Below are 21413 nucleotides of genomic sequence, written 5' to 3'. Positions count from 1 at the left end.
GTGCACGACGTGGAACAGTTGCGGGCCCCCGCCCCGACGCAGAACGGGGCCGACGCTAGGGCCCCCGCGCCGGTGCGCCGTCACCTGGGCAGCGCCCTGCTCAGCGGCGACCGCCGCAGCCGGGTGCCACGCCCGACGCGGGCCGGACACCGCCGGACCAGGGCCCTGGTGCTGGAATCCCTGGACGCCGCCGCGCCGCCTGACCGGTTGGACGAGGAGTTCGACGTCGTGCTGCGGATGCCTGTGCCGGCGCACCCCGAAGGGCTGGCCCCGGTCCTGGGGCGGGTACGGCCCCAGATCCTGCTGCTCAAGCACACCCTGGAGAGCATCGACGAGCCCACCGTGGCGCTCTGCCGGGAGTTCGGCGTGGAGATCCTGGTGCTGGCCCGCCCGGTGTACGGGCTCCTGCACCCGCCCAGCCTGCGCCGCTTCGGCGGGCTGCCCTGGATCCGGCTGCGCTCCGGCCCGCCGCCCGGTGCCGGCGAAGGACTCAAGCGCTGCTTCGATCTCGGGGTCGTCCTGGTCAGCGCCGCCGTCGTGCTGCCGCTGATGCTCGCCATCACGGTGGCCGTCGCGGTGACCGGCCCACCGTTCTACCGGCAGCAGCGGGTCGGGGCGGGCGGCCGGCTGTTCCACGTGGTCAAGTTCCGGACGATGCGCCCCGGTGCCGAACGGGACACCGGCCCGGTGCTCGCCCGCCCCGGTGACACCCGGGTCACCCGGATCGGCCGGTTCCTGCGCCGGTCCCGCCTCGACGAGCTGCCGCAACTGTGGAACGTGCTGCGCGGCGACATGAGCCTGGTCGGCCCGCGTCCGGAACGGCCGGAGTTCATCGCCGAGTTCCGCCGGATGCCGCACTACGACCTGCGCCACCTGGTCCGGCCCGGCCTGACCGGCATCGCCCAGCTCACCGGCGGCTACGCGGCCACCGTGGAGGACAAGCTCCGCTGCGACCTGCTCTACCTGAACTGCCGCTCGCTGCGGGTGGACCTGACCCTGCTCGCGTTGACCGCGCTGGAGTTGCTGCGGGGGTTTCCCCGTGGCTGAACCGGCCGGGTCGGGCGTCCGGCTCACCCGCAACACCCTGAGCATGCTGGGCGCCCGTACCCTGATGGCGCTGGCCGGCCTGGTGTCGCTCCCCGTCGTCTACCAGCACCTCGGCCCCCGGGAGTTCGGTGTCTGGGTGCTGCTGTCCGGGCTGCTCGCCATGGCCGCGGTCCTCGACCTCGGCTTCGGCTCGGCCCTGGTGCGCGAGGTGGCGGCGGCTGGCGAGGACACCGATCCGGTCACCGTCCGCCGGCTGCTCGGCCTCGGCCTGGCCTGGGGCGTCCTGCTCGGCCTGCTGGTGCTCGGCGCCCTGGCCGCCGGCTGGCCCTGGATCAGCCACCTGCTGCGGCTCGGCGACCTCACCCGGGACGCCTGGCACGCCACCCTCTGGCTAGTGCTCGGCGTGGTCGCCGGCGGGGTCGAGGTGCCCTGGCGGGCGGTGCTGGAGGGGGTCCAGCGCTACAGCGCCCTCGCGGCGGTCACCGGCGCCACGGCCGTGCTCGGCGCCGTCCTGGCGATCACGGCGGTCCGCCTCGGCGGCGGGCTGGTGGCCCTGGCCGCCTGCACCGCCACCACCGGCGTGCTCCGGACCGCCCTGCTCGCGGCCACGGCCGAGCACCGGCACCGGCACCTGGCCCCCCGGCCGGGCCGGCTGTCCCGCCGGGACCTGCGCCGGGTCACCGGGTACGGCCTGCGGGTGCAGGTGTCCAGCGGGGCCGGGGCGATGAACGTCGAGTTCGACCGGCTGGTCGTCGGCGGGTTCTTCGGCCCGACCGTGGCCGGCGCCGTCGACCTCGGTGTCCGGCTGCTCAACCTGCTGCGCCTGCCCCCGGGATTCGCGCTGCTCGTGCTCTTCCCGGCCGCGGTCCGCCGGACCGTCACCGGTGGCCGGGCCTGGCTGGACGCCTTCTATCTCACCGCCGTCCGGCACCTGACCCTCTTCCTCGCCCCGGCGGCGGCGGCCCTCATGGTCAGCGCCGACCCGCTGGTCCGGCTCTGGCTCGGCCACCCGGTGCCCTGGGCCGCCGCGACCATCGCCGTCCTCGCCCCGGCGTACGCCCTCAACCTGGTCACCGGCGCGGCCACCATCGTCGCCCGGGTCGAGGGCCGCCCCGGGCTGGAGACCCGCTACGTGCTGCTGTCGGTGCTGCTCAACCTCGCCCTGACCGTGCCCCTGCTGGTGCTGGTCGGCCCGCTCGGCGTGCCGCTGGCCACCGCCCTCGGGATCGTGCTGGCCACCGGCTACTTCGTGGTCCACTTCCACCGGGCCACCGCCCGCCCACTGCGGCCGACGCTGCGGACCCTCTGGCCCCCGGTCGCTGCGGCCACCGGCGCCGGGCTCGCCACCGCCGCGCTGGCCGGCCTGCTGCCGGACGGGCCGGGACGGCTGGGGGCCGGGCTCGCGGTGGCCGCCCGGGCCACCCTCACCCTGGCCCTCACCGCCGTCCCGCTGACGCTCTGCGGCTACCTGCGCGCCGACGAGCGGACCCGGCTGCGGTCCCTGGCCGGGGCCGCCCGTGCCGCCGTCGTCCCCGTCGGGGGGCGCCGGTGAGCCTCGACCTGCGCTCCGGGGCCTGCCTCACCTGCGGCCCCGACCAGCCCCACCGGTCCCACCTCGACGGCCGCCTGCGCCGCTGCCTCGGCTGCGGACTCGGCTGGACCGTGGCCGACCCCACCGTCCCCGCCACCGCCTACGAGGAGGACTACTTCACCGGCGGCGGCTACGACGACTACTTCCTGCCCGCCCCCCGCCGATTCGAGGCGGGTCGGCGGTTGCGGTGGTTGTCGTCGGTGGTGGGTCCGTCGGTGTTGGTGGAGGCGGGGTGTGCGGGTGGGTACTTCCTGGAGGCGGCGCGGGGTGCCGGGTTCACGGTGACCGGGGTCGAGGTATCGCGGGTGGCGGCGGGGTTCGCGGTGGAGCGGCTGGGTGTGCCGGTGCGGCAGGGGTACTTCGAGCGGGTGGCGCCGTCGTTGCGGGCCGATGTGGTGTGCGCGTTCCACGTGTTGGAGCACGTCGATGATCCGCGGGTGTTCCTGCGGGCGGCGCGGGAGGTGTTGACGCCGGGTGGGTGGTTGGCGTTGGAGGTACCGAACATCGCCTCGGCCGCCGCGAACCGCCTCGGCCACGACTGGCCCGGCCTGCAACCCGAGTACCACCCCTGGCACTTCACCCCGGAGTCGTTGACCCGGCTGCTGACCGCCACGGGCTTCGCGGTCGTCCGGCGCGACACCGCCGTCTTCCGGTACTACATGCCCCCGCGCTACCGCCTGCGGCACGCCCGACGGCTGCTGCCCCGAGACTGGCTCGACCTGCGCTCACCCCGACTGACCCACCCCCGGCGTGGAGACCTGCTACGGATCCTCGCCCGTACACCGCGAGACACACGGAGCGGCTGATGAAGCTGAAGAACGAGGAACTGGTCACCTGCGCGTTGTGCGGCCGGACCGGTGGTCACGAACCCACCCTGGACGGCGTTTTGCGCCGCTGCCCGGACTGCGGCTTCGTCTGGACCGCCGGGCCCGCCGTCCCGCCCGACGAACTCTACGACGAGGCCTACTACCTGACCGATGGCTACCAGGACTACTTCGCCTCGGCGGGACAACGCCGGTTCGAGGCGGGTCGGCGGTTGCGGTGGTTGTCGTCGGTGGTGGGTCCGTCGGTGTTGGTGGAGGCGGGGTGTGCGGGTGGGTACTTCCTGGAGGCGGCGCGGGGTGCCGGGTTCACGGTGACCGGGGTCGAGGTATCGCGGGTGGCGGCGGGGTTCGCGGTGGAGCGGCTGGGTGTGCCGGTGCGGCAGGGGTACTTCGAGCGGGTGGCGCCGTCGTTGCGGGCCGATGTGGTGTGCGCGTTCCACGTGTTGGAGCACGTCGATGATCCGCGGGTGTTCCTGCGGGCGGCGCGGGAGGTGTTGACGCCGGGTGGGTGGTTGGCGTTGGAGGTACCGAACATCGCCTCGGCCGCCGCGAACCGCCTCGGCCACCAGTGGCCCGCGGTCGCCCCCGAGTACCACCGCTGGCACTTCACCCCCGACACCCTGACCCGGATGCTGCTGGAGACCGGCTTCCAGGTGGTCTCCCACGACACCGTCTTCTCCCGTTTCTACTGGCGGCCACTGGCCCGGCTGCGCCGGGCGCGGGACCTGCTCGTCGCCGACCTGGCCGCCTGCCGGTCACCCCGGATGAGCCACCACCACCTCGGTGACCTGCTGCGGGTCTTCGCCCGCCGCGACGACGGGACCGGGCCGCGATGAGCGCCCCGACCGGCGCCCCCGGCCCGACCCTGTCCATCCTGCTCACCAGTTGGAACACCCGGGAGCAGACCCGGCGCTGCCTGGAGTCGCTGGCCGAGACCGTCGACCCGGACCTCGACTACGAGGTGATCGCCGTCGACAACGCCTCCCTCGACGGCTCCGCCGACCTGCTCGCCGGCTGGCCCCGGGTACGGCTGATCCGCAACGAGCGCAACGTCGGCTTCGCCGCCGCCGTCAACCAGGCGTACCGGCTGTCCCGGGGCGACCTGCTGCTGGTGCTCAACAGCGACATCCGGTTCCACCCCGGCGCGCTGTCGACCATGCTCGCGTTCCTGCGCGACAACCCGGACGCGGCCGGGGTGAGCCCGCTCTACCTCAACCCGGACGGCACCTTCCAGCAGCACTACGTGCAACTGCCCAGCTTCCCGGCGACCCTGGCGCTGGTCACCGTCCTGCGGCGGGTCCCCGGCTTCCGGCAGGCCCTGCACACGTTCCAGATGCGCGGGCAGGACTTCAGCCGGCCTCGACGTCTCGCCTCGGGCAGTTGCATGATGCTGCGCCGCAAGGTCCTGGAGCCGGACGACATCTTCGACGAACGGTTCCCCGTCTACTGGAACGACGCCCTGCTCGCCCGGCGGCTCGACGAGGCGGGCCACCAGGTCTGGATGATCCCCGACGCGGTGGTCAGCCACGTGCGCGGCGCCTCCTGCCGGCTGCTCGGCCCCGCCATCCGCTACCGGCACCTGCTCGGCAGCCTGGTCGGCTACCTGCGGGTGACCCAGCCCCGACACCGGGTGCTGCTGTTCCGCCTGGTGGTCCTCGCCGACCACATGCTGAAACGGGCCTGCGGACGGGCCGTGCAACTCACCCTCACCGACCTGCGGGCCGCCCTGCGCGGGAACGTCGGCCCCCTGCCCGACGGCGACATCCGGGACTGGCTGATCGTCTTCACCGGCACCCCCTGGGCCGTCCCGGTCGCCCGGGCGGCGGCCGACGACGAGAACGCCCGCGACCGCCGGCTGCTCCTGGTCGACCCGCCGGGCCGTCGGGCCCGCTGGCACAGCCGGCTCAGCCGCCTGGACGCGGCGGGCTGGCGGCTGACCCCGCCGACCGCGCTGCCCTTCGGGGACCGGCTGCCCGTCGCCGACCGGATCAACCGGCGTGTCGTCGCCGGCGCCGTCCGCCGCTTTCTCGACCGGCAGGCGGGCGCCCGGCTGTTGCGTCTCGACGACCACCGGGCGCACCCGGTCCTCGGCCACCTCGGCGAGGACGAGGTGGTCCCGTCACCGGTCGGGGTGCCGGTGGGACACCGGGCGGGCCATGACTGACCTGACCAGCACCCGGCACCGGCCGGCGCGGAGCCACGCCACCCCGGGTGGTCCCGTCCCCTGGGTGGTGATCTTCAGCGCCACCCCCTGGGCCGGTGGCGCGCACCGGCAGCACGCGCTGGCCCGGGAACTCGCCGCCGACCACGAGGTCCTTTTCGTCGACCCGCCCGGCCAGCGCCCCCGCTGGCGCGGCACCGTCCGGCAGGTCGAGCGGGCGCTCTGGCACGCCGTACCACCCACCGCCGCGCCGCTGGGCCGGCACCTGCCGCCCGCCAACGACGTCAACCGCCGGGTGGCCGTCGCCGCGCTGCGCCGGTGGCTGCGCGACCGGGCCGGGGCCGTACGCCTGCTGTGGCTGGACGAGGACTTGGCCGCGTCCTGCGCCGCCCGGCTGCCCGCCGCCGCCGTCGTGTACGACGCCACCGACCTGGACTGGACCTTCACCCGCTGGTGGAACCGCCGGCACCTGCGCGGCAGCCTCACCCGGGCGGTCGCCGCCGCCGACCTGGTGCTGGTCTCCTCGGCCGCGTTGCCGGCGCGGATGCCACCGGTCGGCCCCGCCCCGGTGGTGCTGCCCAACGGCTGCGACCCGGAGCACTTCACCCCGCACGGGCCGACCGCGCCGGAGACGGCCGGCCTGGACCGACCGCTGATCGGCTACTGCGGGGCCGTCGACACCCGCGCCTTCGACGGCGACCTCGTCGCCGCCGTGGCCCGCGCCCACCCGGACTGGACCTTCCTGCTGGTCGGGCCGAGCACCCGGGCCGGCCGGGCGCCCCTGCGCGGCCTGCGCAACGTGGTCCTCGCCGGGCCCGCCCCGTACGCCGACGTCCCGGCGTGGCTACGGGCCTGCGACGTGGCGGTCATCCCGTACCGGGTCGGCGCGCTGGTGGACTACGTCCACCCGAAAAAGTGCTACGAGTACCTCGCCCTGGGCAAACCCGTGGTGGCGACCCCGCTGCCGGCCCTGCGGACCCTCACCGACGTCGTCCGGCTCGCCGCCGGCCCGGCCGCCTTCGCCGCGGAGGTCGCCGCCGCGCTGCGTCAGCCGGCCCGGCCCGCCGACGTCGCCCGACGCCGTGCCGTGGCGGTCGGCAACAGTTGGCCCGCCCGGGGTCGCGCCCTGCGGGACCTGCTCCGGGGACTGCCCCGGTGAGCCGGGCCGTCGCGCCGGCCGGCACGGTGCTCACCGGCGCCCTGCTCGGGGCCACCATGTCGGTGCTGCTGATGCTGCCGGGGCTGGCCGCGCCGGCCGGCGCGGGCGCGCTGCTCTTCCTGGTCGTCTTCCTGCTCTGGCCCTGGACGGTGCTGCCGGTCGGGATCCTCGGCGGTGCCGTGGCCGGTGGCCTGGTCAGCGGGGGTGACGTGCGGACCTACGTGGCCGCGCACCTGCTGCTGCTGACCGCCGGGGTGGTGGCCCTGGCCCTGCGGCGCTGGCTGGGGCTCGACGTGGAGGGCCGGCGCACCCTCGCCGACACCGGGATGCTCGCCGTCGTCGGGCTGACAGTCGTCGCCGCCGGCTACGGCCTGGCGGTCGGGAACCTGCCCACCGAGGTCGTGGTCGCGGGCTACCAGATCGTCATCCTGCCGATGTACTTCTTCCTCGCCACCCACACCCTGACCACCCGGCGCCGGCTCGTCGCGGCGGGGCTGCTCTACCTCGTCGTCACCGCCGTGCTGACCGGTCTGTCGATGACGGCGCCGGGCCGCCACGGCGGGCTGCTCACCCTGCTGGCGGTACCCCCGCTGATCTGGGTCGCCGGCCGGGTGCGGGGCTGGCGACGGGTCGCAGCGGTGCTGCTCGCCGGCTTCCTCGCCGCCGACGTGCTGCTCGCCTCGTACCGGGGGATCTGGCTGGCCGCCGGGGTCACCGTCCTGGTCATGCTCGTCTTCGGCGGGCGGACGGTACGGAGCGGGCTGGCCGCCACGGCCGCCGCCGGCATCCTGGTGGCCGGGCTGCTCGCCGTGAACTCCGGGGTCCGCGAACGCGCCCAGGAGATCGGCACCGGCCTGCAGCAGTCGGCCGGCTACCGGGGTACCGAGTCCACCGTGGGGCTGGACGTCTTCGCCGGCCGGCCGGTGCTCGGCGCCGGCCTCGGCCAGTCCACCACCGACATCTACCTCGCCGACTTCGCCTTCACCGACGTCGGACCGGTCTACCACGCGTTCTACGTGACGCTGCTGGCCAACGTCGGCCTGGTCGGGCTCGGCCTGGTGCTCTGGCCGATCCTGCGCGCCGTGCGGGCCGGCCTGTCTCACCGGGACGGCCCGGCGGTGCCGTTCGCGGCGCTCTGCTGCGGCTTCCTCGCCGCAGCCCTCTTCGCCGCCCCGACCGACGGGCACTGGGAGCTCGGTCTGCTGCCCGCGCTGGCCCTGCTGACCCTGCCGGCCCGGCCCCACCCGGCGGCGGGGACCGGTGCCGTGCCGCCGGCCCGGCGACCCGTCCCGGCGGTATGGCGATGACCGGACCCGACGCCACCGCGATCGTGGTGACCCACAACTCCGCGCGGCAGATCGTCGCCACCCTGACCGCGCTGCGGCGGACCGGCCTGCCGGTCCGGCTGGTCGACAACGCCTCGACGGACCGGACGGTGGAACTGGTCCGCCGGCACTTCCCCGAGGTGACGGTGCTGCCCGGCGCGGAGAACGTCGGCTTCGCGGTCGCCGTCAACCGCGCCGCCGCCGGGGTCCGCAGCCCGGCTCTGCTGCTGGTCAACCCCGACTGCGTGGTGCCACCGGAGACGGCCCGGGAACTCGTCCGTACCGTGCTCGACCGCCCGGACGTCGGCGTCGCCGGCCCCCGGCTGGTCGACGCGCACGGCCGGGTCGCGGTCAGCGCCCACCCCTTCGAGACCCTGACCACGGTGCTGGCGAGCCGGTTCGGCGGGGTCCTGGTACCGGTGGCGGTGCGCCGCCGGCTCGCCGGCCGACGCCGCCGCCAGGCCTACGACGCCTGCCTGCGGGGCGGCCCGCCGACCCCGGTGGACTGGGTCTCCGGGGCCTGCCTCGCCGTGCGGACCGACCTGTTCACCGCCGTCGGCGGCCTGCACGAGGCGTACTTCCTGTACTACGAGGACGAGGAACTCTGCCTCCAGGTCCACCGCCGGGGCGCGACGGTGCTCTACCTGCCCTCGGTGACCGCGTGCCACACCGGCGGGGCGAGCAGCAGCGACCCGGGCTGGATCTGGCCGCACCTGTACCGCAGCATGCTGCTGTTCTTCAGCCGCCACCGGCCCCGGACCCGGCACGCCGTCCGGGCCGCCGTCCTGCTCCGGGCGCTGGTCGGCATCGGCCTGGCCGGCGTCCGGCTGGCGCTGCACCCCCGGGCCGGCGTCGCCCGGCTGCGGGCCTGGACCCGGGTGGGCCGGGTCGCACTCACCCGGCTCCCCAGTGGAGGAAAGTTGTGATGCATGTCCTGACCACGGTCGTCGGCTCGCGTACCGAGCACTGGAGCGACCTGTTCGACGTCCTGTGCGAGCGTCCCGGGCTGCGACTCACCGTGCTCGCCGCCGACGTCTCACCCACCACCCGCCGGGACTTCGCCCGGCTGGCCCGCCAACATCCGCCGTTCCATGCGCGGATCCTGCCGCACCGGCTCGGGGAGGGCCGCAGCGGGCACATGGCCTCGGTGCTGTTCGGCCCCCCGGTGCGCCGCAGCGACCTGCCGGCGTCGCCGCCGGACGTGGTGCACATCATCGGCGAGGCCGCCTACCTGTCGACCTGGCAGGTGCTGCGGCTGTGCCGGCGGTACTGGCCCACCGCGCCGACCACCCTCTACGCCGCGCAGAACGTGGTGACCCGCTTCCCTATGCCGTTCCCGCTGCTGGAACGCGACGCGTACCGCCGGGTCGACATGATCCTCCCGATCACCCCGGCGGCCCGGGACGTCCTGCGGGCCAAGGGATACCGGGGGGCCACCACCATCGTTCCTCTCGGTGTGGACACCCGTACCTTCCAGCCGCCCGCCGCGCCCCGCGCCGCCGGCCCGTTCACCGTCGGGTTCGTCGGTCGCCTCGAACCGCACAAGGGGGTGCTGGACCTGCTCCGCGCCGCCGAACTCGTCGACTGCGACGTGCTGCTGGTCGGTGACGGCAGCCTCGCGCCGGACGTCGAGCGCGCCGCCGCGCGTCGCCCCGGCCGGGTCCGGCGGCACTCCTGGGTCGGGCACGCCGAACTGCCCGCCCTGCTCGCCGCGATGACCGCGCTCGCGCTGCCCTCGGTGGAGGTCGTGCAACGCAACGTCCTGCCCTGGATCGGGATCCCGCTGCGCGAGCAGTTCGGCCGTGTCCTCGTCGAGGCGATGGCCTGCGGCGTCCCGGTGGTGGGCAGCGACGTCGGCGAGATCCCGTATGTCGTCGGCGACGCCGGCCTGGTCTTCCCGGCCGGCGATGTGACCGCCCTGGCCGAGCGGCTCGCCCGGCTGCGGGACCGGCCCGACCTGGCGCGGGACCTGGCGTCGCGGGGGCTGCACCGGGCCCGGACCGAGTTCGCCTGGGACCGGGTCGCCGAGCGCCTGTGCGAACTCTGGCGCGGGTTGTGCGCGGCCCGCCCCGCGACCGGCGTGCCCGCCGGCGTCGCCGGGGCCGGGGTCGCCGCCGGGGCGCCGAAGGAGGCGGGAGCCTGATGGGCCGTTCGGTCGACGTCCACGATCTCGTCACCGTCTCCTGGCGGCGGGGCCTGCTGCCGCTGCTCGGCCTCTGCGCCGGGCTCGCCGCCGCCCAGGCGGCCACGCCCGCCCTGCCGGCGCGGTACGAGGCGCAGGCCTCCGTCCTGGTTGTCGCCAGCCCGCCGGACGGGGACCGGCCGGCGGAGCTGAGCCTGGCCCTGGCGCAGAACCTCGCCCCCACCGTGGCCAAGCTCGTCGGCTCGCGGGAGGTGGCGGTCGACGCGGCGAGGGCGCTGTCCCTGCCCGAGCAGGCCGTCGCCGGCCACGTGAAGGGCTCCTTCGAACCCGGTCTCCAGATCATCACCGTGCGGGCCAGCGCCGGGTCGGGGAAGCAGGCCGCTGCGATCGCCAACGCCGCCAGCCGGGCGATCGGCGGCCAACTGGCCCGGTTGAAGCTCGGCGGGGACACCGCCGTTACCACCCGGGTGGTCGACACGGCCAGCCCGCCGTCGGTGCCGGCGTTCCCGAAGCCGCTGCTCAACAGCGCCCTGGGGGCGTTGCTCGGGCTGCTGGCGGGGTGGGGTGCGACGGTGCTGCGGGAGCGCTTCGACAGCCGGCTGCGTGACGTCGTGCAGATGGAGTCCCGGCTCGGCCTGCCGGTCGTCGGCGTCCTGCCGCCGTTGCCCCGGCGCTTCGCCCGGCACCACGCCGCCGCGCTGTACGCGCGGCGCGAGGTCGCCGACGCCACCCGGGTCACCGTCTCCGCGCTGAGCATGCTGACGGCCCCGCTGAAGCGGCGGCGGCTGCTGGTCACCGGCGTCGTCGGCGACGACAACGGGGCGTTGGTCACCGCCCTGCTCGGCCTCGGGATGGCCGCCGAGCACCGGCGGGTCACCCTGGTCGACGGCACCGTCCGGGACCCGCTGCTCGCCGGGCACTTCCCCGACGCGCCGTTCACCTGGCAACAGGTGCTGGCCGACGGCCGGGCACCGGCCGGGCTGCCCGGCACTCCGACTTTGACGGTGCTGCCGACCGAGCCGCAGGAGAGCCTGAGCGCGGCCCACACCCGGGAACTCGGCGACCTGCTGGACCGGCTGGAGGAGAGCGCGGACTCCGTCGTCGTGCACGCCCCGCCGGTGCTGGCCGGCTGCGACACGGCAGCCCTGGCCCGGCACGTCGACGGGGTGCTGCTCGTGGTGGTGGCCGGCCAGACGGCGGTGACCGCGGCGGTGCGGGCGGCCCGGTTGCTGCGCCGGCTGGACCTGCCGCTGGTGGGTGTGGTGGCGGTCGGCGCCGTCGACCGGGTCGACCGGCGTCCGGACGCCGGGGTCGTCGTCGACGGCGTCTCCGCAGACGTCGCGGAGCGGACCACCGGCCGCGCCGGGTCCTCGTCCGGGCGGGGAGGCGACGTGGCCACACCGGTCCCGGTCGGACGCCGCGCGGCCCGGGCCCGCAGCACCGCGGCGTGCGGGCAGGGCGCCCCCACGGGGCCCGAGCCGGCCGCGTTCCCGGCCGCCGCGACGACGCCCGCACCGTCGCCGACCCCGCCGGGCGGGCGGGCGGCGGTCGCCCCACCGCTGGTCCCGCCGGTCGACGAGGCCACCGAACTGGTGCCGACCATCACCAGCGGCCGGGCCCGGACGGGCTCGGCCCTGGGCCGGCCGTTGGCGCGGGCCGAGTCCGGTGTCCGCACCGTCCGGGCGGCGACCGGCCGGGTGCCGATCGAGTCCGTACCGACGCGGCCCGTGGTGGCACCCCGGGCCACCCGGTACGTCCCGCCTGACGCGTCGGCCGACCCCGACCCCTGGGACCGGCAGCCCGAACCGCGTCGGTGGGCGCCCCGCTGACGACGACCCGACCCGGCGGGCGACAGCCGACGACCCGACCCCGGCGGGCGGAGCAGACGGCCAACCCTGGCCCGGCCGGCCGGCCCGCCCGCCCTTCCCGAACGACCCGATAGGAGAGACACCGATGAGTGACACCCTGACGCCCACGTCGACCGTCCTGGACGATTCGCGTGCGCTCTACTGCGACCTGCTGAAGAAGGCGTTGACCCGGTACGTCTTCCAGGAGACCTGGATGCCGTACCACCCGCGTCGCGGCTCGCTGCACGGCCGCCTGTACGCCCGGTACAAGCACCTGCTGCAGCGTCGTGGCCTGGAACTGGTGCTGCGGTTCCCGTTCGACGCCGAGGCGCGGGCGACCGGCCGCGACTGGCCGCCGGAGGCGGACACGATGATCGGCCTGCGCCGCCTCGACAATCTGGAACGGTGCGTCGCCGACGTGCTGGAACGGGGCGTGCCGGGCGACCTGATCGAGACCGGGGTGTGGCGCGGCGGGGCGGTCATCTTCATGCGGGGCATGCTGCGCGCCTACGGCGACCGGGACCGCTCGGTGTGGGTGGCGGACTCGTTCCGGGGCCTGCCCAAGCCCGAGCCGGGCCGGGTGGAGGACGCCGAGGACGCGCTCTGGGCGCAGCCCTTCCTCGCCGTCTCGCTGGACCAGGTCAAGGCCAACTTCCAGCGGTACGGGCTGCTCGACGAGCGGGTCCGGTTCCTGCCCGGCTGGTTCCAGGACACGCTGCCCACCGCCCCGGTCGAGCGGCTGTCGGTGATCCGGCTCGACGGGGACATGTACGACTCGACGATGGTCGCGCTGCGCAGCCTGTACCCGAAGCTGTCGGTTGGCGGCTACGTCATCGCGGACGACTACCACGCGGTGCGGGGCTGCAAGCAGGCCGTGGACGACTTCCGGGCCGAACACGGCATCGTCGACGAGCTGCACCAGGTCGACTGGACCTGCCGGTACTGGCGGCGCTCCCGGTGACCGCTGGCGGGACCGCGACGAGGGGGGACCGGCGTGGCCAGTCCCCCCTTCGGCTGTCCCGCCCGGCCCGTGGGGCGGGGACGGTGGCCGGTCAGTCCGCCACCGTCGGTGGGTTCGCCGCGAGCCACTGCTCCACAGTGTCCTCCCGGACGGCCCCGAACAGGGCGTCGGCCCGTGCCTCGTCCAACCGTACGGCCGACCCGGCCGGGGTGCTCAGGTTGGTGTCGGCCACCGGCACGGTGACGAACCGCAGGGTCTCCGGCCGGATCCGGCGCACGGCGAGCGCCAGCTCGGTGAGGTCGAGGTCCCGGTCCACGGTGAGCGACTCGGTGGCGGTGGTCAGCAGCCGGTCGAGGCGGGCCGGGTTCGTCAGCAGGCCGTCGGCGGTGATCTTCTCGGCGATCGCCCGGACCACGAGTTGCTGGTCGTGGATGCGGCCGAGGTCGCCGCCGGGTACGTTGTGCCGCTGCCGGACCAGGTCGTCGGCGGCCGGCCCGGTCAACTGGTGACAGCCGACCGGCCACCGGGTGCCGGTGTCGGTGGAGACCACCTCGTGCGGCAGGCAGACCGTGATCCCGCCGACCACGTCCACGATCGTGCGGACGGCGGCGAAGTTCGCCACCAGGACCCCGTCGATCGGTACCCCGGTGAGCCGGTGCACCGTCTCGGCGGCGAGGGCGGCCCCGCCGAAGGCGAGCGCGGCGTTGATCTTGTTCGGGCCGCCGGCCCAGCTACCCGGCCGCGCGGGCACGTCGACGTAGCTGTCCCGGGGAATCGACACCACGGTGGCGACGTCCCGGGCGGCGTTGACGTGCACCAGCATGATGGCGTCCGAGCGCTGTCCCGGGTACCGCCCCTCGTCCGGCTCGCCGTCGCGGGAGTCGGAGCCGAGCAGCAGGAGGTTCAACGGCCCCCGGTCCCAGCGTTGCTCGTCGCGCGGCGGCACGCCCCGGCCGAGGATGTCCTCCCGCTGCACCCGGCCCTCGTACCGGTGCCGCGCGCCCAGGCCGATCGTCACGAGTCCGGTGCACAGCACCGCGAAGAGCACGACCACGGCGAGCATGGCCTTCTGCCACCGGGCCAGGCGTCGCCACGGTGCGCGGGACAGGGATCGGGTCGACATACGAGCTGCACCTCTCTGGGTTGACGGTCGGCCCGCACTCCGCCGACCGGGCACGGCGCCGGGGCGTCGGCCCCGACCGGGCCGTCAGCGGTATGGCCGGCAGCGGTGGGGCATCGACGGTGGGGCCGCGGGTGGTGGACCGGCCGGTTCACCGGGCCGTCTCACCGGGCCGAGCCGACCGCCGCGGGTTGCCGCAGCGGAACGGGCAGCGACCCCGGAGCCGCCGGCGGCCTCGGCGTGACCCCGGCCGACGGCGTGGCGAGCCAGCCGCGTAGCCGCAACGCCGGCTCCTCCACCAGGTGCCAGGAGGGCACGGCCAGCAGCAGGGTGCCCAGCAGGGAGAGCAGGACGTAGGTGGGCAGGCCGTGGTCGGCGCCGCCGAGCAGTGCGACGACCTGCTGCACCGGGAAGGCGTAGATGTAGATGCCGTAGGAGTAGTCCCGTCGGCGGCCGATCCCGTGCAGCGTCCGGGGCAGGGCCACCGCCAGGTAGAGCACCAGGTACGCGAAGGCGGGCAGGCCGACGGCGAAGAACCCGCCGACCCGCGCCGAGGTCACCATCACCAGCGCGGCGAGCAGGGCGAGGCCGGCGGTCATCGGCAAACGGTGCGCGTAGCGCCGGGCGCACGCCCCAAGCAGGAAGAGGAAGCCGAGGTAGAGGGCCCAGTCGGCGGCGAAACTGCCGACCAGCGGCAGTGGGCCGATCGCGCCGCGCTGCGGCGGCCGGTCGGTCCAGTTCGCCACCGACAGCAGGTCGTTGAGGATGAGCAGGTACGCCCCGACGGTGAGGGCCACCACGAAGCGGAACGCCCGGTGCAGCACCGCGGTCGCCGCCAGCAGCGCCACCACCGTGTAGCAGGCGAACTCGTACCGCAGGCTCCACAGCGACCCGTCGAAGGCGCTGGGGCCGCCGACCACCCGGCCGTACGGCGTGTCGGCCAGCAGCCCGGAGATCGGGTACTGCTCCATCGCACCGAGCCAGTTGACCGCGAGGTAGCGCAGCGGCCCCTCGGAATGGGTCCAGAACCCGGTGAGGGTGCCCCGCTCGAACAGGGACACCAGCGGCGCGATCACCAGCGCGGTGACCAGCAGGCAGACCCAGAGGCCGGGCAGGGTGCGCAGGACGCGGTGCCAGGCGAAGCGGCCGGGGGAAAGCCGCAGTGCGCTGCCGGCGACGAGGAAGCCGGAGATGACGAAGAACCCCTGCACCGAGAGGGTGCCGAGGTCGCTCTGCCCGAGGGTGAGCGAGGCGCCGAAGCTCGGCTCGGCCAGCCCGATCGGCCACGCGTGCGCGACCAGGACCCCGGTGGCCAGGGCCAGCCGCAGGCAGCCGAACGCGTTGGCCCGGGGGTCGTAGCGGTCGGCGAGGCTGCGCCGCGTACCGCGTTCCGTGACCCGATGTCTCACCCGTTCCCCCTGGCTGTGCCGGCCGTGGTTACCGTCCGCGACCGTCGGTTCATCGGCATCAGTATCTACGGTGAAAGGTATAGAAAGGAGCAATTGGCGAAATATCTCTACCGGTCGCCATGTGTCGACCAGGTCGGCGGTGCCCGCCCGGACTCAGCGGGGAAGGGCGACGGAGGGTGACGGGTGAGTTGTCCGCCGCCTGTCATGCATTGAGATGTGTCAGTAGACTCGGGTCCGGTCGGCCCAACCGCGCACAGGCGTCCACACCTGCCCGGCAACGGGTTCGCCGACGCGACCGACGCAGCGCCTACTCACAGAGCCCCGGCCCGCCATCTGACTGTCGAGCCAGCGCCGGAACCATGATCAAGAACCACCCGGACACGACGGCCACCGCTGGACGGGCCAGGACATGAGGGATGCTCGTCGCACGAGCACCCACCGAGCACCCCACCGACCACAAGGGACGAACAAGCGAAGGGGCCTGACTGCCGTATTGGCAGGTCAGACCCCTTGTGATCTTGTGCGCCCGAAGGGACTCGAACCCCTAACCTTCTGATCCGTAGTGATATATGTAAATACAAAAAGCAGGATACGCAGCTCAGTACAGCCATATACAAACCAATCCAGAAACCCTACGACAGGTTCACTTATCGAGCTGGTTAATCTCCACGAGAACACATAGGGACAGACCCAGAAATCCGAAACAGTTCAATCCGTCCGAGTCAGTTCCCCGGCGTCCGAGCACCCACGGAGCAACCACGTAGGCCAGGCTCAACCAGAGTAGAGCGGGTCACACCAGCCGCACCTCGGCAGCAACCCAGACGTAGTTGAAGCTTCTCAGGCCTGGCGCCTCATGTCCGATCCTCGTCGTGGGACTCGCCCTGGCGCGCAAGGTGCACGTAGTCCGCGAAAGGCCCGAGCCCGACACTGCGGCGTCGCTCGTCCAGGCGATCAGGGTCCTCGATCGGCTGCGGCTGGAGCGGCCCCCCGCCGTCCAGCCCATACCAAAGCTGCGTCCCGTACACCTGAGGTCTACCCTCGGCCCGCCGCACCCGATCGGTCAAGTAGGCCCAGTGAGACGCCTGCGCCTCGCCATCTCGCACCGCCTGCTCAAGCAAACCCAGACAACGACGCTGGAACTCCGGGTCACGGTCGGCGTGTTGCGCGATCAACCACGCCGCGGCCGAGGCATCCGGGCCCACCTCACTGAGCCGAGGCCACCCCTCCTGGTCAAGAACCCCGGCAAACCACGCCGTGTTGTCGGCGTCGACGTCCTCCACCCGGGCCCAGACATCGTCACCAGGGTTCCGACCCGTCACCTCGGACCGCACCCGCTGGTCACGGTCCATCCGCTCCACCAACTCGGCGGCAAGCTCCCCATCTCCCACCCACCCAGGATCCCCACCCACCAACCACAACACCAGGCCCAAGAACCGCCTATCGTCCTCCCGATACCCAGTAGCGATCTCCCCCGTGGCGCCCAAGCGCAGCCGCAGCGGCCGATGCCGTCGCGTACCTGGTGCGCTACCTGCTGCGATCCTCGCCCGCCGTAGTAGCCGGGCACAGCCAATTACGCCTCCCGCCGGCTCAGCGGACAGGTGCCGCTGTTGCGATCCTCGCCCGCTGTGGGCGGCCACGGAAAAATCCCCGTAGGCGGCCAGATAAATCCCCACTGATGGCCACCAGATCTCCCCACTGACGGCCAGTGGATCTCCCCGCTGGCGGCCACGATCGCCGGTCCTGAAGATCGACCGGCGTGAAGAGCAGTAGGGAGATCATGGAGATCCTTGAGGCGTATGACCTCACAGGCAGTTACCGAGCCGCAGCCGAGTTGGCCGGCTGTGACCACCACACGGTGCGCCGGTATGTGCAGCTGCGGAGTGCGGGCATGAGCCCGACCGACAAGCCGAAGCGAGAACGCGTGATCGACGAGTTCCTGCCCAAGATCGAGGAGATGGTGGAGCGGTCCGGTGGCCGCATCCGCGCTGATGTGGTCCACCGGCGCCTGGTGGCGATGGGGTTCACCGGGGGAGACAGGACCACCCGCCGGGTGGTCGCCGAGGTGAAGGCGGCGTTCAGGGCCGGCAACCGGCGGGTGTTCCGGCCCTGGATCCCGGAGCCGGGGTTGTGGTTGCAGTGGGACTGGGGCCACGGGCCGAAGCTGAAGGGCCGGCCGGTGAACCTGTGGTGTGCCTGGCTGGCCTGGTCGCGGTTTCGGGTGGTGCTGCCGACGCTGGACAAGACGCTGCCCACGGTGATCGCGTGTCTGGACACCACGCTGCGCCGGCTGGGCGGGGTGCCGACCTATGCGCTGACCGACAACGAGCGCACCGTGACCAGCGAGCACGTCGCGCGGATCCCGGTGCGCAACCCGGAGATCGTCGAGGTCGGCCGGCACTACGGGCTGACGATCCGCACCTGCGTGCCGGCGGACCCGCAGTCCAAGGGCGGGGTGGAGAACACCGTGAAGATCGCCAAGGCGGACCTGGTGCCGACCGAGACGAACCTGCGCGACAGCTACCACTCCTTCGCCCAGATCGAGACCGCGTGTCGGGAGTTCTGCGAGGAGGTCAACCACCGGGTCCACCGGGTGACCCGCCGGACCCCGGCCGAGGCGCTGGCCGACGAACGGCAGCGGCTGCACCCGCTGCCCGAGCGGCCCTTCACCTCGGCGTTCGGTGAGACCCGGCGGGTCAACTGGGACGGCACCATCTCCTTCGACGCCGTCCGCTATTCGGTGCCCCACCAGTTCGTCGACGCCCGTGTCTGGGTGCGTCACCACGGTGAGGAGGTCATTGTCACCGCGGTCGAGGGTGATGGGCCAGCCGAGGTCGCCCGCCACCGGCGCGGGACGCCCGGGACGCCGCAGATCCGCGACGAGCACTACCCGCACCGCCACCACGACTCCGAACGCACCCCAAGGGCGACCAGCCCGGAGGAGGCCGCGTTCCTGGGCATCGGCGAGGGCGCCAACGCCTGGCTGGTCGAGGCCGCGGCCGCCGGCGCCCGCCGGATCCGCCCGCAGATGGCCGAGGCCGTCGTCCTCGCGAAGCTGCACGGCTCGGCCGCGGTCGACCGGGCTCTCGGAACGGCGGCGGTCGCCGGCCGGTTCTGCGAGGGCGACCTGCGCTCCATCCTCGACCACCAGGCCGCCGGGCCGGTTGCCCCGCCGATCACCCGCAGCGAGAACCACAGCCTGCAGCCAGGCACCTCCGCCTGGGCCAACTTCGGCAAACCCACCCCCACCAGCGACGATGACAAGGACCACGCCTGATGCCCACCGCCACCGCGACCCGCCCGACCGTCGTGACCGGTCCCAGCAGCGACCCGATGAACGAGATCGGGGAGCTGACCCGTCGGCTCAAGCTGCCCTACCTGCGCAAGGCTCTGGCCGAGGTCATCCCGACCGCGAAGGCCCAACGCTGGGATCCCGCCGAGATCGTCCGCGTGCTCCTCGCCGAGGAGGCCGCCGGCCGCGACGCGACGAACCTGCGCACCCGCCGCAAGCGCGCCGGGTTCCCCAACGGCAAGACGTTCGACGTCTGGGACGAGGCCAAGTCCTCCATCGGCCGGGCCACCCAGCAGGCCCTGCGGACCCTGGAATGGGTCCAGCGGCGGGAGAACCTCTGCATCTGCGGACCGTCGGGCACCGGCAAGTCCCACTTCTGCGAAGCGCTGGGCCAGCTCGCCGTCGACCGCGGCATGACGGTCGCCTGGTTCACCATCGAGCAGCTCGGTGGCCTGGTCCGCCGCCACCGCGCCGACGACTCCATGAACCGCGCGATCGACCGGATCATCCGCGCCGACCTGATCGTGGTCGACGACATCGGTCTGCTGCCTATCAGTAGCGAGGCCGCCGAGGGGTTCTACCGCGTCGTGGACGCCGCCTACGAACGGCGCAGTCTCGCTGTCAGCTCGAACCTGCACCCCTCCGGGTTCGACGAGCTGATGCCCAAGACCCTGGCCACCGCCACGGTCGACCGGCTTCTGCACCACGCCCACGTCGTCGTCACCCAGGGTGACAGCTTCCGGCTCTCCGAAGCCACCAACGGACAAGGGGTCAAGCCACTGACCTGACATCACTCAGCCCACCCGCCGGGGAGATTTCGTGGCCACCGGTGGGGAGAAACCATGGCCGCCAGCGGGGAGAAAAACTGGCCGCCCGTGGGGACATCCAGATGGCCGTTGACACCCGCCGTGGTGATCGGGCGCAGCACCGGCGCGGGGGCGCGTGAGGACTTCGCGCGTCGTTGCGATCCTCGCCCGCCGTGGTGGCCGGGCGCAGTGGCATGGTGCTGGGCGGTGATCCTGGCGTAGGACGTGTTGCGATCCTCGCCCGCCGTGGTGGCCGGGCGCAGCCGGGGAGGCAGGGCCAGCGCCTGGATTTCGTCGCGGTTGCGATCCACGCCCGGCGTGGTGGCCGGGCGCAGCCAGCTCGTCGGGGTCGGCGACGGCCGGGGCGTGGTGGAGGTTGCGATCCTCGCCCGGCGTGGTGGCCGGGCGCAGCACCGCCACCGCCGCGCCGTTGGTCACGCTGTCGATCAGGTTGCGATCCTCGCCCGGCGTGGTGGCCGGGGGCAGCTCCAGGCGGTCGGCGTCGCCGTCGGAGTGGACGATGCCGTTGCGATCCTCGCCCGGCGTGGTGCCGGGCGCAGCACGCCACCCGCAGACTCGGCTACCCCGCCGAGATCACCAAGTTGCGATCCTCGCCCGGCGTGGTGGCCGGGCGCAGCCGGGCTGCAGGACGCCGTGTTCCCGGATGTTGTCCAGGTTGCGATCCTCGCCCGGCGTGGTGGCCGGGCGCAGCGCGGTCAACTGGGCTCGCGCATACAAGGAGTTCCTGGAGTTGCGATCCTCGCCCGGCGTGGTGGCCGGGCGCAGCACCGCGGTCGGCGCGTAGATGTTGGCGATGGACAGCACGTTGCGATCCTCGCCCGGCGTGCTGGCCGGGCGCAGCCGTCCACAGCCTGATCTACCAGCCTGTGGAAAAGGTGTTGCGATCCTCGCCCGGCGTGGTGGCCGGGCGCAGCACGACGCTCTCGGTCACCAGGTCGGGCAGGCCCGACGTGTTGCGATCCTCGCCCGGCGTGGTGGCCGGGCGCAGCCCGTCACCGGCGCCATCATCGAGGAGCTGCCGACGCTGGTTGCGATCCTCGCCCGGCGTGGTGGCCGGGCGCAGCGCCGTGCTTGGTGGTGGCGTCGGTGATGGCGGTGAGGTTGCGATCCTCGCCCGGCGTGGTGGCCGGGCGCAGCGTCCATCGGGTTGCAGCCGGCCGAGCTGGACGCCATCGTTGCGATCCTCGCCCGGCGTGGTGGCCGGGCGCAGCCCGTGACCAGCCGAGATGACATCGCGTCCGACCTGGTGTTGCGATCCTCGCCCGGCGTGGTGGCCGGGCGCAGCTGAGCTGGCACAGCAGCAGCACCGCCTGGTCGGTGGTGTTGCGATCCTCGCCCGGCGTGGTGGCCAGGCGCAGCCGCCGCGTTGAGCGCGCACATCCGGGCCGAGCTGGTGTTGCGATCCTCGCCCGGCGTGGTGGCCGGGCGCAGCTACCGCACAGCAGGCGCCCGCCCGGCAGGGCGGACAGTTGCGATCCTCGCCCGGCGTGGTGGCCGGGCGCAGCCCGTCCACGGGTCGGCCGGCTCGCCGGCCTGCGGCACGTTGCGATCCTCGCCCGGCGTGGTGGCCGGGCGCAGCCCCCCGCCGGCGGGGGTGACCAGGGTCGGCAGCTCGACGTTGCGATCCTCGCCCGGCGTGGTGGCCGGGCGCAGCCCCGGACCGTGAGGGGGCGCGCGTGACCTCGCCCCGGGTTGCGATCCTCGCCCGGC

17 protein-coding genes and 1 CRISPR repeat array (1 of these 18 only partly in view) are annotated in these 21413 nt (G+C 73.8%); of the genes, 13 read left to right on the top strand and 4 right to left on the bottom strand.

What is annotated here, in order from left to right:
• The 11 genes from ACQUFX_RS27000 to ACQUFX_RS26950 all read left to right on the top strand — a co-directional run bounded on the left by ACQUFX_RS27000 (window position 1) and on the right by ACQUFX_RS26950 (window position 13058).
• Complete coding sequence (locus ACQUFX_RS27000; RefSeq protein ID WP_428963031.1) at window positions 1-1047, top strand: sugar transferase; 1047 nt, start codon at window positions 1-3, stop codon at window positions 1045-1047.
• A complete protein-coding gene (locus ACQUFX_RS26995; RefSeq protein ID WP_428963030.1) occupies window positions 1040-2599 on the top strand; it encodes a lipopolysaccharide biosynthesis protein in 1560 nt (519 codons plus the stop codon). The genes ACQUFX_RS27000 and ACQUFX_RS26995 overlap by 8 nt, the downstream gene beginning before the upstream one ends.
• Window positions 2596-3444, top strand: coding sequence for a class I SAM-dependent methyltransferase (locus tag ACQUFX_RS26990; protein WP_428963029.1), 849 nt, complete (start codon window positions 2596-2598; stop codon window positions 3442-3444). The genes ACQUFX_RS26995 and ACQUFX_RS26990 overlap by 4 nt, the downstream gene beginning before the upstream one ends.
• On the top strand, window positions 3444-4298 hold the full coding sequence (locus ACQUFX_RS26985) for a class I SAM-dependent methyltransferase (RefSeq protein ID WP_428963028.1): 855 nt from the start codon (window positions 3444-3446) through the stop codon (window positions 4296-4298). Before ACQUFX_RS26990 ends, ACQUFX_RS26985 begins: the two co-directional genes overlap by 1 nt.
• On the top strand, window positions 4295-5626 hold the full coding sequence (locus tag ACQUFX_RS26980; protein WP_428963027.1) for a glycosyltransferase family 2 protein: 1332 nt from the start codon (window positions 4295-4297) through the stop codon (window positions 5624-5626). The genes ACQUFX_RS26985 and ACQUFX_RS26980 overlap by 4 nt, the downstream gene beginning before the upstream one ends.
• Window positions 5619-6782 (top strand): glycosyltransferase, encoded by a 1164-nt coding sequence (locus ACQUFX_RS26975; RefSeq protein WP_428963026.1) that lies wholly within the window; start codon window positions 5619-5621, stop codon window positions 6780-6782. Before ACQUFX_RS26980 ends, ACQUFX_RS26975 begins: the two co-directional genes overlap by 8 nt.
• Window positions 6779-8089 carry an O-antigen ligase family protein gene (locus ACQUFX_RS26970; RefSeq protein WP_428963025.1) on the top strand — a complete coding sequence of 437 codons (1311 nt, stop codon included), beginning with the start codon at window positions 6779-6781 and terminating at the stop codon, window positions 8087-8089. The genes ACQUFX_RS26975 and ACQUFX_RS26970 overlap by 4 nt, the downstream gene beginning before the upstream one ends.
• Window positions 8086-9033 carry a glycosyltransferase family 2 protein gene (locus ACQUFX_RS26965; RefSeq protein ID WP_428963024.1) on the top strand — a complete coding sequence of 316 codons (948 nt, stop codon included), beginning with the start codon at window positions 8086-8088 and terminating at the stop codon, window positions 9031-9033. Before ACQUFX_RS26970 ends, ACQUFX_RS26965 begins: the two co-directional genes overlap by 4 nt.
• A complete protein-coding gene (locus tag ACQUFX_RS26960; protein WP_428963023.1) occupies window positions 9033-10250 on the top strand; it encodes a glycosyltransferase family 4 protein in 1218 nt (405 codons plus the stop codon). The genes ACQUFX_RS26965 and ACQUFX_RS26960 overlap by 1 nt, the downstream gene beginning before the upstream one ends.
• Window positions 10250-12079 (top strand): hypothetical protein, encoded by a 1830-nt coding sequence (locus tag ACQUFX_RS26955; RefSeq protein WP_428963022.1) that lies wholly within the window; start codon window positions 10250-10252, stop codon window positions 12077-12079. The genes ACQUFX_RS26960 and ACQUFX_RS26955 overlap by 1 nt, the downstream gene beginning before the upstream one ends.
• Window positions 12080-12203: 124 nt before the next feature.
• The gene (locus ACQUFX_RS26950) at window positions 12204-13058 is read left to right on the top strand and encodes a TylF/MycF family methyltransferase (protein WP_428963021.1); all 855 of its coding nucleotides are present in this window, start codon (window positions 12204-12206) and stop codon (window positions 13056-13058) included.
• A 91-nt stretch (window positions 13059-13149) separates the two neighbouring features.
• Here ACQUFX_RS26950 and ACQUFX_RS26945 read toward each other — a convergent pair whose 3' ends face one another.
• The 3 genes from ACQUFX_RS26945 to ACQUFX_RS26935 all read right to left on the bottom strand — a co-directional run bounded on the left by ACQUFX_RS26945 (window position 13150) and on the right by ACQUFX_RS26935 (window position 16975).
• Window positions 13150-14181: an LCP family protein gene (locus ACQUFX_RS26945; protein ID WP_428963020.1), complete on the bottom strand. Its 1032-nt coding sequence runs from the start codon at window positions 14179-14181 to the stop codon at window positions 13150-13152.
• A gap of 161 nt (window positions 14182-14342) precedes the next feature.
• Window positions 14343-15587, bottom strand: coding sequence for an acyltransferase family protein (locus ACQUFX_RS26940; RefSeq protein WP_428963019.1), 1245 nt, complete (start codon window positions 15585-15587; stop codon window positions 14343-14345).
• An 851-nt stretch (window positions 15588-16438) separates the two neighbouring features.
• Window positions 16439-16975, bottom strand: a complete 537-nt coding sequence (locus ACQUFX_RS26935; RefSeq protein WP_428963018.1) for a DUF6624 domain-containing protein — start codon at window positions 16973-16975, stop codon at window positions 16439-16441.
• Window positions 16976-17343: 368 nt separating this feature from the next.
• Here ACQUFX_RS26935 and istA point away from each other — a divergent pair, with 368 nt between their 5' ends.
• Entirely contained in the window at window positions 17344-18861 is a 1518-nt protein-coding gene (istA, locus tag ACQUFX_RS26930) for an IS21 family transposase (protein WP_428963017.1), read from the top strand.
• Window positions 18861-19664, top strand: coding sequence for an IS21-like element helper ATPase IstB (gene istB / locus ACQUFX_RS26925; protein WP_428963016.1), 804 nt, complete (start codon window positions 18861-18863; stop codon window positions 19662-19664). The genes istA and istB overlap by 1 nt, the downstream gene beginning before the upstream one ends.
• A 2-nt stretch (window positions 19665-19666) precedes the next feature.
• Here istB and ACQUFX_RS26920 read toward each other — a convergent pair whose 3' ends face one another.
• Window positions 19667-19993: a hypothetical protein gene (locus ACQUFX_RS26920; RefSeq protein WP_428963015.1), complete on the bottom strand. Its 327-nt coding sequence runs from the start codon at window positions 19991-19993 to the stop codon at window positions 19667-19669.
• Window positions 19994-20282: 289 nt separating this feature from the next.
• Window positions 20283-21413: direct repeats of the CRISPR family, unit length 37 nt; unit sequence GTTGCGATCCTCGCCCGGCGTGGTGGCCGGGCGCAGC (it continues 2826 nt past the right edge of the window).

Origin of the sequence: Micromonospora fluostatini (assembly GCF_050410825.1) — a bacterium.
GTDB classification, from domain to species: Bacteria; Actinomycetota; Actinomycetes; order Mycobacteriales; family Micromonosporaceae; genus Micromonospora; species Micromonospora rosaria.
This window is presented reverse-complemented; position numbering and strand designations above follow the sequence as displayed.